The sequence below is a fragment of the Pedobacter sp. GSP4 genome, assembly GCF_051857575.1.
GTDB lineage: Bacteria > Bacteroidota > Bacteroidia > Sphingobacteriales > Sphingobacteriaceae > Pedobacter.
Genome location: NZ_JBPZIR010000011.1, coordinates 78,100 through 93,236, shown reverse-complemented (window position 1 = coordinate 93,236; position 15,137 = coordinate 78,100). Strand labels below are relative to the sequence as shown.

Annotated in this window: 16 protein-coding genes and 1 tRNA gene; 8 read left to right on the top strand and 9 right to left on the bottom strand. The window is 38.8% G+C overall.

Translation table 11 applies throughout. The features are described from left to right. Positions 1 to 36: 36 nt before the first annotated feature. From ACS5PU_RS22120 to ACS5PU_RS22110, 3 genes are all read right to left on the bottom strand, one after another. Positions 37 to 564 carry a DinB family protein gene (locus tag ACS5PU_RS22120; protein WP_439461336.1) on the bottom strand — a complete coding sequence of 176 codons (528 nt, stop codon included), beginning with the start codon at positions 562 to 564 and terminating at the stop codon, positions 37 to 39. Positions 565 to 762: 198 nt separating this feature from the next. Beyond that, entirely contained in the window at positions 763 to 2,898 is a 2,136-nt protein-coding gene (locus ACS5PU_RS22115; protein WP_439461335.1) for a DPP IV N-terminal domain-containing protein, read from the bottom strand. A gap of 185 nt (positions 2,899 to 3,083) precedes the next feature. Further along, positions 3,084 to 3,716 carry a TetR/AcrR family transcriptional regulator gene (locus ACS5PU_RS22110; RefSeq protein ID WP_439461334.1) on the bottom strand — a complete coding sequence of 211 codons (633 nt, stop codon included), beginning with the start codon at positions 3,714 to 3,716 and terminating at the stop codon, positions 3,084 to 3,086. 491 nt (positions 3,717 to 4,207) lie between these two features. Here ACS5PU_RS22110 and ACS5PU_RS22105 point away from each other — a divergent pair, with 491 nt between their 5' ends. Then, positions 4,208 to 4,909 (top strand): hypothetical protein, encoded by a 702-nt coding sequence (locus ACS5PU_RS22105; RefSeq protein ID WP_439461333.1) that lies wholly within the window; start codon positions 4,208 to 4,210, stop codon positions 4,907 to 4,909. A gap of 69 nt (positions 4,910 to 4,978) precedes the next feature. Here the strand turns inward: ACS5PU_RS22105 and ACS5PU_RS22100 are convergent. The 3 genes from ACS5PU_RS22100 to ACS5PU_RS22090 form a co-directional block, all read right to left on the bottom strand. Continuing rightward, positions 4,979 to 5,066: transfer RNA gene (locus ACS5PU_RS22100), tRNA-Ser, on the bottom strand. 88 nt (positions 5,067 to 5,154) lie between these two features. Beyond that, entirely contained in the window at positions 5,155 to 6,585 is a 1,431-nt protein-coding gene (gene pyk / locus ACS5PU_RS22095) for a pyruvate kinase (RefSeq protein ID WP_439461332.1), read from the bottom strand. 150 nt (positions 6,586 to 6,735) lie between these two features. After that, positions 6,736 to 7,155, bottom strand: coding sequence for an IPExxxVDY family protein (locus ACS5PU_RS22090; RefSeq protein WP_439461331.1), 420 nt, complete (start codon positions 7,153 to 7,155; stop codon positions 6,736 to 6,738). 159 nt (positions 7,156 to 7,314) lie between these two features. Between ACS5PU_RS22090 and ACS5PU_RS22085 the strand changes: the two genes are divergently transcribed. The 3 genes from ACS5PU_RS22085 to rnc all read left to right on the top strand — a co-directional run bounded on the left by ACS5PU_RS22085 (position 7,315) and on the right by rnc (position 9,651). Continuing rightward, positions 7,315 to 7,551 carry an acyl carrier protein gene (locus tag ACS5PU_RS22085; RefSeq protein WP_008508386.1) on the top strand — a complete coding sequence of 79 codons (237 nt, stop codon included), beginning with the start codon at positions 7,315 to 7,317 and terminating at the stop codon, positions 7,549 to 7,551. 21 nt (positions 7,552 to 7,572) lie between these two features. Then, positions 7,573 to 8,826 carry a beta-ketoacyl-ACP synthase II gene (gene fabF / locus ACS5PU_RS22080; RefSeq protein WP_439461330.1) on the top strand — a complete coding sequence of 418 codons (1,254 nt, stop codon included), beginning with the start codon at positions 7,573 to 7,575 and terminating at the stop codon, positions 8,824 to 8,826. A gap of 96 nt (positions 8,827 to 8,922) precedes the next feature. After that, complete coding sequence (gene rnc, locus ACS5PU_RS22075; protein ID WP_439461329.1) at positions 8,923 to 9,651, top strand: ribonuclease III; 729 nt, start codon at positions 8,923 to 8,925, stop codon at positions 9,649 to 9,651. 157 nt (positions 9,652 to 9,808) lie between these two features. On the opposite strand, the gene ACS5PU_RS22070 is transcribed toward rnc, so the two are convergent. From ACS5PU_RS22070 to ACS5PU_RS22060, 3 genes are read right to left on the bottom strand one after another with little or no spacing between them, the layout of a single operon-like run. Next, on the bottom strand, positions 9,809 to 10,519 hold the full coding sequence (locus tag ACS5PU_RS22070; protein ID WP_439461328.1) for a hypothetical protein: 711 nt from the start codon (positions 10,517 to 10,519) through the stop codon (positions 9,809 to 9,811). A 6-nt stretch (positions 10,520 to 10,525) separates the two neighbouring features. Beyond that, the gene (locus ACS5PU_RS22065) at positions 10,526 to 11,242 is read right to left on the bottom strand and encodes a hypothetical protein (RefSeq protein ID WP_439461327.1); all 717 of its coding nucleotides are present in this window, start codon (positions 11,240 to 11,242) and stop codon (positions 10,526 to 10,528) included. A gap of 4 nt (positions 11,243 to 11,246) precedes the next feature. Beyond that, a complete protein-coding gene (locus tag ACS5PU_RS22060; RefSeq protein WP_439461326.1) occupies positions 11,247 to 11,960 on the bottom strand; it encodes a hypothetical protein in 714 nt (237 codons plus the stop codon). A 70-nt stretch (positions 11,961 to 12,030) separates the two neighbouring features. Here ACS5PU_RS22060 and ACS5PU_RS22055 point away from each other — a divergent pair, with 70 nt between their 5' ends. From ACS5PU_RS22055 to ACS5PU_RS22040, 4 genes are all read left to right on the top strand, one after another. Continuing rightward, complete coding sequence (locus ACS5PU_RS22055; RefSeq protein ID WP_439461325.1) at positions 12,031 to 12,759, top strand: lysophospholipid acyltransferase family protein; 729 nt, start codon at positions 12,031 to 12,033, stop codon at positions 12,757 to 12,759. Between the two features lie 389 nt (positions 12,760 to 13,148). After that, positions 13,149 to 14,012 carry a YicC/YloC family endoribonuclease gene (locus ACS5PU_RS22050; protein ID WP_439461437.1) on the top strand — a complete coding sequence of 288 codons (864 nt, stop codon included), beginning with the start codon at positions 13,149 to 13,151 and terminating at the stop codon, positions 14,010 to 14,012. Between the two features lie 69 nt (positions 14,013 to 14,081). After that, complete coding sequence (gene gmk, locus ACS5PU_RS22045; RefSeq protein WP_439461324.1) at positions 14,082 to 14,660, top strand: guanylate kinase; 579 nt, start codon at positions 14,082 to 14,084, stop codon at positions 14,658 to 14,660. Between the two features lie 55 nt (positions 14,661 to 14,715). Next, a complete protein-coding gene (locus ACS5PU_RS22040) occupies positions 14,716 to 15,084 on the top strand; it encodes a four helix bundle protein (protein ID WP_439461323.1) in 369 nt (122 codons plus the stop codon). Positions 15,085 to 15,137: the final 53 nt, after the last annotated feature.

The following is a 15,137-nucleotide window of genomic DNA, read 5'->3' as shown; positions in this document are numbered from 1 at the left end:
TAGTTTTTAAATACTACTAAAATAAGCTATGCAATTCTACTTCGCCATAATATTATAAAAATTGTAATCCGTCATCGGCGCACCGGTAATGCCTAGGTTATGGCAAATGGTAATTACCTGGCCCCTATGGTAAGTACTGTGGTTAAAAACCTGCATTACATATTCAAAATTCTGCAAATCGCAGCTAAACCACGGACTTTCTACCAACGTATTTTCTTCCAATTTATCTGCTCCCAAGTTAGCCACATAATCGGAAAGCTGCTCTGACTGTTTTAGCAGTTGGTCAAATATTTCGGTTAAACTGTTCCGTTCCTTCATTACAAAATCTGTTTTGCTAAGAATGGAAAACCAATATTCCTGTGTTTGTAAAATATGGGCCAAGGTTAACTTTACACTTTTAAAGCTGGATAGTGCCTCTTGCTCCAACAATTGTTCGGGATGCGTTTTTAACCAATTGATAAGGGTTAAATTGGCCCAAAAATTATAGTTGGCATAATTTTTCATTAAATAAACAATAGTTGTTTCTTTTTCCATTGTTTCTGCAGTTTGTTGTTCTTGTACCATGATGTTTTGCTTTTGTTTAACAAAGAAAACAACAGGCACTGACAACCCTATGGCAGTGTAAAAAGCTAATGCAAAAAATATTTTGTTTTTTTATACATGGCTGGCTAATTGTGTATCTAACTAGCTGCTTATCCTAATTTTAGAGCCACAGATTTTAATATGGCATAAAAAAAGAGCAGTGTTTAGCTGCTCTTAAAATTATCTTGCACTTGGGCCTTTCATCTGATAATCTTTAGGTGGTTCTGCACCTAAAAGATGTTGTACAAAGTAATCCCAACGGCGGCGCATCATGTATGGCGAATAAGCTCCATAACCATGGGCACTGTTAGGGAAAATAACCAGATCAAAAGATTTGTTGGCCTTTTCTAAGGCTTCTACAACCAATAAAGTATTGTATGGTGGAACATTATCATCCATCATACCATGTACCAACATCAGCTTACCTTTTAGGTTTTTAGCATAATTTTGATTGGCCTGAGCTTCGTAATCGGCATTTTCTACCAAACCGTTGTAGCGTTCGCCCCAATCATCCTCATAATTCCGGTTGTCGTGGTTTCCAGATTCTGAGATACCTACTTTGAAGAAGTCTGGATAACGGAACATCGCAGCTGCAGTTGCGAAACCACCGCCTGAATGCCCCCAGATGCCAACTTTTGTCGTATCAATCGGATATTTTGCCGAAAGCTGTCTGATTGCAGCAATCTGATCTGGCAGTGTGTTTTCGGCCATATTGCCATAGCTCATGTCGTGGAAGCTTTTAGAACGGTCTGGATTACTCGTTCCTTCAATTACCACAACTATAAAACCCAGTTCGGCCAAAGCCTGATTATCGCCGCGCGACGCTGAGAATGCCCAGCTACCAACACTTCCGCCCTGCGGACCTGGGTAAATGTAATCAATAACAGGATATTTCTTTCCGGCATCCATTTGCGTTGGTGTAAAAACCAAGCCATAAATATCGGTTTTACCATCTTTAGCCTTTACTGCAACAGGCGTTGGGGCTTTCCAGCCTGTAGCCGATAACCTGGATACATCTGTTTTCTCCAAGGTGTTAATCAGGTTTCCTTTAATGCTTCTAAGCACGGTAACTGCCGGAACGTTTGGCTGAGAATAACTGTCTATAAAATATTCGAACGATGGAGAAAAAACAACCTGGTGGTTCCCTTCCTCAGGTGTTAACGAAACCAGGTTTTTACCGTCGAAACCAATTTTATATAAATGGCTGAAATAAGGGTTTCCAGCTTCACGGCCATTTGCAAAGAAATAAAGTGTGCGGGTTTTCTCATCTACCTTAACCAAACGGGTAACCACCCAATCGCCTTTGGTAATCTGGTTTTTCACCTTTCCTGTTGTGGCATCGTATAAATAAAGGTGGCCCCAGTTATCTCGTTCCGAATACCAGATAATTTCTTTAGATGCTGGCAGATAACGCCAGTTAATGGCACCCTGACCAGATTCGTACTGTGTTTTTACAGTTTCTTCGAAAACTTCCCTTACTGCACCGGTTGAGGTATTCGCAATGCGGAATTTTTCATTCTTGTGGTCGCGCGAAGTAGATAAAAATGCCACTTCAGATCCATCGGCTTTCCAATCAATATCATCAAAAGTTCCACTGCTCGAAATATCATCGCTCATTGTGGCACGGTGCGGATCGGCCGGAATATTAAGCGAAACAACCTTTGGGTTTTCTACATCAATTACCACTCTTCTAATTGTAGCAATCTGTTTATCACCTGGCAATGGGTATTTCCAGGCTTTTAAAACCGGCGCACCAACATTGGTGGTAACCAGGTACATATCCTTCGAATTCCGTTGATCCTGCTGAAATGTGGCTATTTTTTTTGAGTCAGGAGACCAACGTAAAATCGGTGCATCACTATGTTTCCATCCTGCGTTATCGGTAGCATAGCCGTAATCTTTAACCCCATCTGTTGTTAATTGCGTCAAGTTTCCGGTAGCTATATCCTTAACAAAAAGATTATAATCTTTAATCAAAATAGCCTTTTTACCATCAGGAGATAAAACTTCGTTGCGCCCACCAAAACGGCGTGAAGGAGCAGAACCATTTTTATACTCGGTGGTTAATGTTTTGGTTTTCTTTACCGGATCTACCAAAAAGGTTTCTTCCGTATTTCCTGCTTTGGTGGTGTACCAGAATTTGTCGCCTTCAAGCCAGTTGGGCTGCACACCAGCATGATCGATGTACTTTGCTGTGTTGTAGCTCATAAAGCTTTCTGCCCTTTCGTAATCTTTAGTGGTTAAAGTTTTCTGTTGAGCATTTGCTGTAATGGCCAAAGTACAAGCCGTTACGGTAAGCCAATGTTTATTCATCATCTGTTAGTTAATCTTTGCGATAAAAATAAGACTGTTTTATGAAATGATTGGTATTAATCATGATACAAATTACCATAACCATTATGAACCTATTACCCATAACTGATTTGATGACCAGCAATTTAGGTTACCAATAGGCCGAAAGAAATATGGCTTTGTTATATAGCTTAAATTAGGAAAAGCTTTTATGAGTAGGCCCAGTCAATAATCTGTTTAAGGGTTTTCTTTATTTCGGCCTGTGCTTCTTCTTTTCTGATGTCGATGCCACAGATCAGGCCATTGTTGGTGTGGGCAAGTAAGGTAATGTAATAAATGCCGCCAATTAAGAGCGCGGCAACAGGTCTAATATCTTTGTCTTTATTTTTGAAATACGCATCAGTAATCTCTTTAAAAAACTGTTCTCCCAAAAACTCCCGTTTCTCATTCAGCTCCTCCAAAACCTTCGAACTTTCGGATACGCCCCAGCTGATGATCTTGCGCATTTCTTCATTCGCGATTAACGAATTGAGCTGGTCTTCCAATAAGTGGTAAGCCATTTCTTTGCCAAAATCGCCTTTGCTTTGCTCAATCAGTTCTGTACTATGATCTACATTTACGGCCCAATAATCGCGGCTGTTCAGGTATTCCTTTACCAAACCTTCCATGCTACCGAAATAATCATAAACCAGTTTGCGGTCTACCTTGGCCCTTAAAGCTACCTGACTTACATTTAGGCCTGTAAAACCATCTTTCTTTAAGATTTTACCAACAGCGGCCAATAGTTTTTTCTTTGTCCGTTCCTTATCTCTGATAGGGCCACTGGTAATTTTTCTGTTCATTTTGGCAACAATAAATCGGTTTTTATTGATCAATCAAAGATTATAAACACCCGCCCTTTTAGAAAAGGTAACATTGGCGCAATAATTCTCCTCTGCATCAAGTACAAATATAGCAACACGAAGTTTCCTACCCATCATAATTCTTCACTTCTAAACCCATTAAATTTGAAAGCTTATGTCCTATTTTCCCTCAGTACCATTGGGTTTATTGTTCCCTTAAAAAAGTTTTGACCGAAAAATACATCCCTTATAGCACAAATACCCAACAAACTAAAAACCTATTAAAATCTCTAAAAATCAGCACGTTAATCATTTTAAACTTTTCAAAAGTAAATTAAACAGCGCTAAAATGCAAATTTATATCACAAATATGTGATAAATTATTATTGATTTCACGAAAGATCCAAGCATATAAATAGTTAAACCGATAAAAATTTGAAAGTCACGCTGGTTTATATTAACTTTGAAAAACAAAGCGCTTTTTAAAAACAATGGATATATCTGCCCAATTTCAGCAATTTTACGATGATGCGAAACGCAATAAATGGTTCCGTGTTTTTACGATATTCTGTCGTGTGGCACTCGCCGCCAGTTTTATTCCCTCAGGCATTGTAAAAATCATGGGCGAACGGTTTACCGCACTCCCCAACAACCATCCTTTGGGGCATTATTTCGATGCCCTGCATGCTACTGGCTATTATTATAATTTTATTGGGGTTTCACAACTGGTTATCGCATTGCTACTGCTTATCCCCCGTACGGCTTTACTAGGTGCCTTGGCCTATTTGCCGGTGATTATAAATATTTGTGTGCTTACCTACGCTACGCGCTTTGAGGGCACCCGTATCATCACCATAATGCTATTGGCAAACGTTTACCTGTTGTTCTGGGATTATAAACGCTTACGTGCTATCGTGTGGACGGAGCGCTTACCAAAAGAGCCGCTGGGCAGCAAATTTCCCTTGGTTTTTTTAGGTTTCATAGTGCTGGCAATTGCTGCGGTGATTATTTCCAATCAATTTCTATATGAAATCAGACCAGGCAACTCTGTGGCCGAATGTCAAAATCAGAGTGCCGGCAACAAAAATCCCAAAGGCTGCAAAATTTTCTGCGATTGCATTTACAGGGATGGTAAGCCACTCGATACTTGCTTAAAAATATACGAAAAGGCTAAAGTACGGGGGAAACAATGAGAGGGAAGGGCAAAAAAGCCTATTCATTACTGAACAGGCTTATCTAATTTGAAAAACTAGTGTTATTCTTGGCGGAGAGGGCGGGATTCGAACCCGCGGTACCTTGCAGTACACACGCTTTCCAAGCGTGCTCGATCGACCACTCTGACACCTCTCCAAGTGGATTGCAAAAGTATATTTTTTATTGATAAAAAAAATGCTCCCAATATTAAAATCGGGAGCATTTTTGTATGTGTTATTGGAAATTAATCTATAACCGTAATTTTTAACATATTGGTTTTACCTTTTGCCTCAATTGGAATAGCAGCCGTGTTGATAATGATATCGCCTTGCTTCACCAATTTTTTGCTTTTAAGGAATTCATTCACTTCAATGATGGTATTATCAGTGCTTTCCCACTTATCGTAGTAAAAACCCCTAACGCCCCAAAGTAAGCTCACTGCATTCAATAAAGCCCTGTTACTGGTAAAAATAAAGGTTAAAGCTTCTGGGCGGTGGCTCGAAATTTCGAAAGCAGTATAACCGCTTAATGTCATCGATACAATACCTACAGCATTGGTTTGTTTAGCTAAGAAGCAGGCCGAATCGCAGATTGCATCACTTAAAAACGATGGAGATTTCGGTTTTAAGAATTTATCAGGGTTAAATGGATAGTTGTTCTGCTCAATGTTCTGGATAATTTTCTGCATCGTTTCGATTACGATCAAAGGAAATTCACCAACAGAAGTTTCGCCGCTCAACATTACTGCATCAGCTCCATCTAAAACAGAGTTAGCTACGTCGTTTACCTCAGCACGAGTTGGGCGAGGGGTAGTAATCATGCTCTCTAACATCTGTGTAGCTACGATTACAGGTTTAGAAGCGGCCCTACATTTAGCAACGATCATTTTCTGTAACAATGGCACTTCTTCCATCGGGCACTCAACACCCAAATCGCCACGGGCCACCATAATACCATCTGTAGCAGCGATAATTTCATCGATGTTAGCAATGGCCTCTGGTTTTTCGATTTTGGCAATTACACGGGCTGTTTTACCACGATCAGCAATTATTTTTTTAAGTTCGATAATATCTTCAGCCTTGCGCACAAAAGATAAACCGATCCATTCTACGTCATTTTCAAGAACAAACTCTAAGTTTTCGCGGTCTTCTGGTGTTAATGAAGGGATAGAAACTTTAGTATTTGGCAGGTTTACCCCTTTTCTTGAAGTTAAAATACCTCCGTGAACAATTTCGCAGGTAACTTCATCTTTAAGGTTTGTAGATAAAACTTTCATTTGAAGCTTTCCATCATCCAAAAGGATAATTTCGCCAGCCTGTACATCCTGAGGGAAGTTTTGGTAAGTGATATAAATGCGTTCTTCGTTACCGATACATTCGTTGGTGGTAATTACCGTGGTTTTACCGTTAATCAGGTTAATACCACCTTCTTTTACTAAACCGATACGGATTTTAGGTCCCTGTAAATCGGCAAGGATACCCACATTATAATCGTACTTTTTATTTAAATCGCGGATGGTATCTAAAACCGCTTGGTGATCTGCTTGCGATCCGTGTGAAAAGTTTAGACGGCAAACATCTAAACCTGCGTTAAACATACTATATAATACATCTGGTTTCGCTGATGCAGGCCCAAGCGTGGCCACAATTTTTGTGCGGGAATGAAAAGGTTTCATTTAATTAATTGATTTTAGCAATGCAGTTTAGAAAAACGCTAATTATTATCTAAAATAATTAAACTGCATTAAATTTTATATATTTTGTTTTTTAGTTCGTTGTTTATAACCCTCAAATATAGTGTATTTAATACACCAAGTATATAATTTTTATATTACCAAATTCTCCCTGCTCTTTAATTTGGTGGGATCTATCTTTGCAGCAACCTGTATATCAGGCAGTTTATTCAAGCCGTTTATCAGATAATTCAAATCTTCTTTATCTATAAATTCTTTAATAATAATAAAAAAATCGACCTTATTCATCTCCGGAATCAGAAATCCATCGCTACTTCTGTTGCTGATTAAGTAGTATTCTACCTCACCTTGCTCTACAAAAAAGTAATATTTTGAGAAAGACCATGCCGGTTCGTCAATGTTAAAAAATATTTCATGGTCTTCAATTTTCTCAAACTCTGTATTTAACCGCGTATTAATTTTGTGGCAAAGCACATAGTCTTTTAGCGGTGCTGTGATCGCAATTAGTATAAAATCAAGGTCTAAGGTTAGCTTTAGGTAAGTTCTATTCAAAGCGAAATAAAATTATTTACAGAACGAAATTAAAAAACTAATTCTATATTCGCTGTGTTATTTAGATACCAAAAATACGTATCGAAATAAAAACATTTGAAAATTGTAAGAATTTATTTTTCTTTGCACAGAATTATTTAACCATTAAATTATAAAATTATGTCTGATATTGCTTCAAGAGTTAAGGCTATTATCGTAGAAAAACTAGGTGTTGACGAAAGCGAAGTTACGCCAGAGGCTTCATTCACCAACGATTTAGGTGCAGATTCTTTAGATACCGTAGAATTGATTATGGAATTTGAAAAAGAATTCAATGTAGCTATTCCTGATGATCAGGCTGAAACCATCGGTACAGTTGGTCAAGCGATTGCTTATTTGGAAAAAAACGTTAAATAGAATTACGCTTTTTCAGTATAAATGGAATTAAAAAGAGTAGTAGTAACAGGGTTGGGTGCGCTCACTCCTATAGGCAATAATGTTCCTGATTTTTGGGAAGGATTGACTAACGGGGTGAGTGGCGCTGCTCCTATTAAGGGTTTTGACACTGAAAAGTTCAAGACCAAATTCGCGTGTGAGGTTAAAAACTTTAATCCAGAAGATTTTTTGGATAGAAAAGAAGCCCGCAAGCTAGATCCGTTTGTACAATATGCTCTTGTAGCTACAGATGAGGCTGTGAAAGATGGTGGTTTTGATTTTGAAAAACTAGACACCAACCGAATAGGCGTAATCTGGGGTGCAGGCATAGGTGGATTGAAAACTTTCTTGGATGAGATTTCAAATTTCGCCAAGGGAGATGGTACGCCAAGATATAATCCATTTTTTATCCCTAAAATGATTGTTGATATTGCTCCCGGGCATATTTCGATCAAATACGGCCTGCGTGGGCCAAATTTTGCAACTGTTTCGGCATGTGCTTCTTCTACAAACGCAATGATTGATGCATTTAACTATATCCGTTTGGGTATGGCCGATGTAATTATCAGTGGCGGTTCGGAAGCCATTATCAACGAGGCAGGTATGGGCGGTTTTAACGCCATGCACGCATTATCTACACGTAACGATGATCCGGCAACAGCTTCACGCCCTTTTGATAAGGACCGCGATGGCTTTGTAGCTGGTGAAGGTGCAGGAACCATTATTTTAGAAGAACTTGAACATGCAAAGGCAAGAGGTGCAAAAATTTATGCAGAACTTGTTGGCGGTGGAATGAGTGCCGATGCTAATCACATTACAGCACCACATCCTGAAGGTTTAGGTGCCAGAATGGTAATGACAAATGCGCTAAAAGACGCTGGTTTAACAACTGCTGATATAGATTATATCAATGTACACGGAACTTCAACGCCACTTGGCGATATTAGTGAAACCAAAGCCATTGGTACATTATTTGGTGAAGATGCGTATCGATTGAATATCAGCTCAACCAAATCAATGACTGGCCACCTATTGGGTGCAGCTGGGGCTATCGAAGCAATTGCAGCAATTCTTTCTGTACAAAATGATATTGTTCCTCCAACAATCAATCACTTTACAGATGATCCTGCATTTGATCCTAAATTGAATTTTACATTTAACAAAGCGCAAAAACGTACAGTTAGGGCCGCGTTAAGTAATACATTTGGTTTTGGCGGTCATAACGCTTCTGTGATTTTCAAGAAATACGAAGATTAATTTAAAACAGCCCTGCTATATAATTTTGTATGCTAATTAAAAATAGATAACTTAGTTAAATATGCTGATTAGCCGTTAATTTGTGTTATTTATTTAATGCCGATATTAAAATTATATAAACTCTATCTCTCTCCCGAAAAGGAGTTTGTGAAAAAGCTGAAAAATATTTTGGGCTTTATACCAGGCAATGTTACGCTTTATAAAATGGCGTTCAGGCACCGTTCTGTGGCAAAAGTTTTAAAAAATGGAAGCAGAAGCAGTAACGAAAGGTTAGAGTTTTTAGGCGATGCTGTTTTAGGATCGGTAATAGCTGAATTGCTTTTCAAACATTATCCCTACAAAGAGGAAGGTTTCTTAACAGAAATGCGTTCGAAGATTGTGAACCGCGCCAATCTGAACCAATTGGCTAAAAAAATTGGTTTTGATAAGCTCATTCAATTCGACCAGCGCTCAGTAAGTATCCAAACCAAACACAACTCTATGTTGGGCGATGCTTTTGAGGCTATTATTGGCGCCATTTACATGGATAAAGGCTACAACTTTACCAAAGAATTTTTGCTTCGCAGAATTGTAAAGCCCCATATCGATATCCATACCCTAGAACTAACCGAAACCAATTTTAAAAGCAAACTTATTGAGTGGTGCCAACGCCATGGTAAGGACGTAATGTTCGAACTGGTACAGAACAATGAAGGCGAAAGCGCTAAATTATTTACCATTACGGCCATAGTTGAAGGTGAAAAATACGGTACCGGAAGAGATTACAATAAGAAAAATGCTGAAAAACTGGCTGCAGAAAAAGCTTGTGAAGCGTTGAGTATTTAGAGGTTCATTCGTTCACTGGTCATTAGTTTATCCGTAACTGTAAACCGCCCCTGCAAATTGTATTGTGAAATTGGTTAATCGTATGAACTGGTTAATTGGTTAACTGTCTGTGAGGTCAAACTTCGAAACTTGGACTTTCCCAACTCCCAACTCCCAACTATTTCCCCTTCCCCAAAGTATCCGTAAATTTCTTTGAAGATTCTTTAATGTATTTAATGTAATCGTAACTGTTCCAATACTGGGCTTTATCAAATTCTGGGCGGCAGTTGAGCATATATTTCTCTAGGGTATCGCCCCTCAGTTCGGTATTGTTTTTAATAATGCTCTGGTTAAAGTATACATCAATTTGCGATTGCTTGATTTCATTATCCGCATACCGGCCAAATCTTCTGGCATTTTTCGGATCGGTACCAAATAAATTATACAGTGCATTCAGCGGACTAAAGATAGCCGATAATATGGTCGTTTTTCCGCCATTATATACGCCCTTGTTTTTAAACTCTCTTTTAATTTCATCCAGATCCTGCTTTTTTGTATTTCCCCTAATGGTTACATCATCCAAAGTTGTACTGCCACGTACCAGATATACCACAAAATCTTCGGCATTTTTGACCACCACCCGCTGATCGATCAGATTTCTTTTGATAACCAGCAACGTATCGCCAATTTTAGCCTTTAGCTGGAACATGCCAATATCATTACTCCCTACCCCAATGCCGGTACGCAGATTGGTAATCTCAGCCAATGCAACGCGGATGTTGGAGCCTTTTTCGATCACCACTCCCTTTACTATAAAATCCTGCGCATTCGCAATAAAGCCAATTGAACTAAGGATAAGGACCAGGACTGCTATTTTTAAGTTTTTCATTGTGTATTAATTTGTGTGCCTCAAAGTATCGGTATACTTTTTTGCCGATTCTTTGATGTATTTAACAGCATCGTAATTATTCCAATTGCTTGTTGTGCTGCTGCTCGGATAATAGTCGAGCAAAAATTTATCCAGTTCTTTTCCTCTTAGTTTGGTATAACTGGTTACCAAACTCTTATTAAAAAACTTATCTACTTCAATAAGGCCGAGCTCTTTTTTATAATAACGGTTAAAGTTACGGGCGCGGGCCGGTGTTTTTCCAAAAAGTTCGTAAAAAAACGTTAATGGGCTTCCACCAAAAGGATTTAACAGGATTAAAGGTGGCTTACCCGCATAAAATGAACCATTATGTTTTAAGTCTCTTTTAATATCTTCCATTTCCTGCTTTTTGGTTTGTCCCTTAACGGTAACCTCTTCGAGGGTAGTGCTTCCCCTAACCAGATAAACAACCAAGTCACCATCAGTTTTAACTACAATTTTCTGATCGGTTAAATTCCGTTTTTTCACCCAAAGCGTATCGCCAACCCGGGCACTTAATTGAAACATGCCAATATCATTGCTCGCTGCGCCCATTTTAGTACGGATATTAGTTATTTCGGCCAAAGCAATCCGCACGTTCGATCCTTTTTCAATTACCACTCCCTTCAGCGCAAAATCCTGCGCTTTCAATTGTAAGCCCTGTACTAGTCCAAGCAGTAAAAGTAAAAGTTTTAAATGCTTCATGGTTCTAAAACGGGTTGCTTAAGGTATCTAAATACTGTTTTGCCGATTTTTTGATGTAACCAGCGGCATCATAAGTATTCCAGTTTTTAATCTGTTCGTATTTTGGCCTATAGCCTAACATAAACTTTTCCAGTTGCTTATCTGTTAAGCCAGTATTATTTTTCACCAGGCTAAGGTTAAAAAACCGGTCTATTTCTAATTCTTTTAACTCGTTTTCGTAATAACGGTCAAACCGTTTTGCATTTTTCCGCTCTGCACTCAACAGTTCCATTATCGCCGCGAGGGGATAACGCAAATAATGCAGTGGATTTCTTTTCTTTCCGTAAAAATAAGTTTTCTTACGGTGCGCTAACCTAACAGCTGATAGGTTTTGTTGTTTGTTCTCTGCCCTAATTGTTACATCCTCCAATAACATATCGGCCCTCACCAGGTTAATTACCAAATCGCCTTGCTCAGGCACCACCACAGTGTAATTCTCAAAATGCCGCTTCGTAATCATCAAAGTATCGCCAGTTTTGGCTTTAACCTGGAAAAATCCCATGTCATTACTGCCTACCGATTGTTTATTACTGATATTGGTTACTACAGCTAGGGCAATCCTGATCTGCGTTCCTTTTTCTAAAATTACTCCTTTAGCTGATGTATTTTGAGCAAACGTTTTTTTAGATATGGTAAGCAATAGTAATGAAAGTGAAAAAGTGGTTAAAAATGCTTTCATATCTATAAGATATTTTTTGTAAAATTAACATTTGTTAACCTTGCAAACTGTTAAAGAAACGTTAATACCCATGAGAAAACTGCTTGGCGGATTTTATTTACTGTACTCGGCAATTGTGTTTTTTGTATTCATGGTTATCGTTTGCCCTTTTATTATCATTTGTACAGGGCTTTTTAATGAGAAAAAAGGGCGGAAAATCTCTTTTTGTTTCCTAAAATTCTGGGCTTTGGGTTTTAGCACATTCACCTTTTTATGGTTTACAGCAAGCGGGCAGGAAATTGATACTTCACGGGCCTATATTTATGTGGGCAACCATAGTTCGTTTTTAGATGCCGTTGCCATTGTAACCTGCATACCACAGGCATTTAGTCCGCTGGGGAAGATAGAAATGCTTAAAATCCCAGTATTTGGATGGATTTACAAACGTTTGGTGGTAATGATTGACCGAAGCAGCCGTGAAAGCCGAGACCATTCTGTAGCCGAATTGCTCAAAGACCTCGCCGAAGGACAATCGATTCTGATTTTCCCTGAAGGAACCATGAATAAATCAGATCAGCCTTTAAATCCATTTTATGATGGTGCATTCCGCCTGGCCATCGAAACCCAAACACCCATTTTACCTTTTGCAATTTTGAACAGCAGGGCGCATTTGCCCCGAACAGATCCGCTGTTAATAAAACCCGGATTAATTAAAACGGTATTTGGCGAAGCCATTGAAGTGAAAGGTTTGGTAGCAGAGGATTTAGAAGGGCTGAAGCTAAAAACTTTTGAAGCGATTTTAACCCTGATGGAAAAGTAGCATCATTTTTAATTATTAGAAAATGAACATTCGGGTACTTTTGGCCAAATCAGTCCTGCTGTCCGTTTTATCCCGATGAAAAATCGGGGATGCCACTCTCATCAGGTTTAAAAACCAAGGTTCTGCACTTTGTAGGGGACAGCCCGCCCAAAAGCTACAGGCCCCAGTAAATAAACCCGATCCGATAGCAATCGGATGAAATGAAAAGCCCACAGCGCAGCGCGGACTTGTAATGAAAAGCGCGACTGTTTCTGCGATGAAAAACTGAACGTTGGTTTCAGCATATCGGCGATATTGTTTTTATTTGCAACTATCCACAATTCTGAGGCACTGCCCATTATTATTTCTCCTTTCGGCTTAAAACCCTATCTTTGCGCATGATAAAATCCATGACAGGATACGGCTTAGCAACAGCCGATTATGCAAATGCAAAGTATAGTGTCGAAATCAAATCGCTCAATAGTAAGTTCCTGGAGCTGAATTTAAAATATCCTAAAGCTTTTTCTGATAAGGAGTTGATTTTGCGCAACATCTGCAGCAAAGATATCGAGAGAGGAAAGGTAAGTTTAAGCATCAATGTAGAGCGCACCAATGGCGAGGTAACTGGCGCCACCATCAATACTGCATTATTAAGCCACTATTATAAACAGCTAATTGCCGTTAACGACGAATTGGGCGCTGGCAGCAGCAACCTGTTGCAAACTGCCCTAACCTTTCCTGATGTAATCAGTTACAAGGAAGAAAGCGTTAGCGAGGATGAGTGGAACCACTTATACCAGATTTTTACCGAAGCCTTGGCCAACTTTAATAAGTTTAGAGAAGACGAAGGATCCGTTTTAAAGGCAGATTTAGAACTGAGGATTAAAAATATTCTCTCTTACTTCAAATCTGTAGAAGAACTGGAACCAAAGCGGATTGCCGCAATCCGCGATAAGTTTACCCAGTTTTTGGATGATGCCGTGGGCAAGGTAAATATTGATCAGAACCGTTTTGAACAGGAACTGATCTATTATATCGACAAAATTGATATCACGGAAGAAAAAACACGCTTAAAAAGCCACTGCGATTATTTCTTGCAAACACTGGCAAGCAAAGAAGCAAATGGCAAAAAAATGGGCTTCATTTCGCAGGAAATAGGCCGTGAAATTAATACCATGGGTGCTAAGGCAAACGACGCCCAGATGCAGCAATTTGTGGTTGGCATGAAAGAAGAGTTAGAAAAGATAAAAGAACAATTATTAAACGTATTATAAAAAGCTTAGAGCTTAAAGACTGAAGACTAAAGCTTTGGCCTTTCTGCTTTAAGCTTTATGCTTATAAAAATGAAACAAGGCAAATTAATCATATTTTCGGCACCATCAGGAGCAGGTAAAACTACCATAGTACATCATTTATTAACGAAATTTCCTGAGCTGAGCTTTTCTATTTCTGCCACAACCCGCGAACTGAGAGGCGCTGAAACACATGAAAACGATTACTATTTTATTAGTAAGGAAGAGTTTTTGCACAAGGTAGCCCGCCAGGAATTTGTGGAGTTTGAAGAGGTTTATAACGGAACTTTTTATGGCACATTGCGTTCAGAAATTGAGCGCATCTGGAACGAAGACAAACATGTTATTTTTGATATTGATGTAGAGGGCGGTATCCGTTTAAAACGAAAGTATGAAGATGATGCTTTGGCTATTTTTGTTCAGCCACCATCTTTAGAGGTATTAAAAGAACGCTTAAGCGGCCGCGGAACAGATAGCCCTGAAAAACTACAGGAACGTTTTATCAAGGCTGAAAAAGAGCTGCTTTATGCTGATAAGTTTGATGTAATTTTAAAAAACTTTGACCTGGCAACAGCTTGTGCGGAAGCAGAGAAATTGGTGGGTGATTTCCTAAAACTTAGCAGTTTGTAGTTTCCAATTTTCAGTTTTAGGTGTATAAGGGGGATTATTATTATAAAAATCAATTATGGGCGATTTTTCTGATTTATTAGCATATAAAAAGTCTTTTGAATTGGCCATGGATATTTTTGAGATTAGTAAGGCTTTCCCTAAAGATGAAACATACTCGCTAACCGATCAGATCAGGAGATCCTCCCGATCAACAAATATCTGTCTGATTGAAGCATATAGAAAGCGTAGATACAAAGCCCATTTTATCAGCAAGCTTTCAGATAGCGACATGGAGAATAGTGAAACTAAAGGTTGGTTAAAATTTGCGTTCGAATGTAAATACATCCTTAAAGAAAAGTACGAGAAACTAACGGCTCAAAGTGACGAGGTTGGAAAATTATTAAATCATATGATCAATTTCCCCGAAAAGTATGGTGTTGTTTAAAGAATTGTCAATTCGTATAATCCAGATGAAACCGCAAACTGTTAATTGAAAGC

Excerpts from the sequence above, each read along its gene's own strand:
- ACS5PU_RS22120 (WP_439461336.1), bottom strand. The coding sequence starts at position 564 with ATGGTACAAGAACAACAAACTGCAGAAACAATGGAAAAAGAAACAACT.
- ACS5PU_RS22115 (WP_439461335.1), bottom strand. The coding sequence starts at position 2,898 with ATGATGAATAAACATTGGCTTACCGTAACGGCTTGTACTTTGGCCATT.
- ACS5PU_RS22110 (WP_439461334.1), bottom strand. The coding sequence starts at position 3,716 with ATGAACAGAAAAATTACCAGTGGCCCTATCAGAGATAAGGAACGGACA.
- ACS5PU_RS22105 (WP_439461333.1), top strand. The coding sequence starts at position 4,208 with ATGGATATATCTGCCCAATTTCAGCAATTTTACGATGATGCGAAACGC.
- pyk (WP_439461332.1), bottom strand. The coding sequence starts at position 6,585 with ATGAAACCTTTTCATTCCCGCACAAAAATTGTGGCCACGCTTGGGCCT.
- ACS5PU_RS22085 (WP_008508386.1), top strand. The coding sequence starts at position 7,315 with ATGTCTGATATTGCTTCAAGAGTTAAGGCTATTATCGTAGAAAAACTA.
- fabF (WP_439461330.1), top strand. The coding sequence starts at position 7,573 with ATGGAATTAAAAAGAGTAGTAGTAACAGGGTTGGGTGCGCTCACTCCT.
- rnc (WP_439461329.1), top strand. The coding sequence starts at position 8,923 with ATGCCGATATTAAAATTATATAAACTCTATCTCTCTCCCGAAAAGGAG.
- ACS5PU_RS22070 (WP_439461328.1), bottom strand. The coding sequence starts at position 10,519 with ATGAAAAACTTAAAAATAGCAGTCCTGGTCCTTATCCTTAGTTCAATT.
- ACS5PU_RS22065 (WP_439461327.1), bottom strand. The coding sequence starts at position 11,242 with ATGAAGCATTTAAAACTTTTACTTTTACTGCTTGGACTAGTACAGGGC.
- ACS5PU_RS22060 (WP_439461326.1), bottom strand. The coding sequence starts at position 11,960 with ATGAAAGCATTTTTAACCACTTTTTCACTTTCATTACTATTGCTTACC.
- ACS5PU_RS22055 (WP_439461325.1), top strand. The coding sequence starts at position 12,031 with ATGAGAAAACTGCTTGGCGGATTTTATTTACTGTACTCGGCAATTGTG.
- ACS5PU_RS22050 (WP_439461437.1), top strand. The coding sequence starts at position 13,149 with ATGACAGGATACGGCTTAGCAACAGCCGATTATGCAAATGCAAAGTAT.
- gmk (WP_439461324.1), top strand. The coding sequence starts at position 14,082 with ATGAAACAAGGCAAATTAATCATATTTTCGGCACCATCAGGAGCAGGT.
- ACS5PU_RS22040 (WP_439461323.1), top strand. The coding sequence starts at position 14,716 with ATGGGCGATTTTTCTGATTTATTAGCATATAAAAAGTCTTTTGAATTG.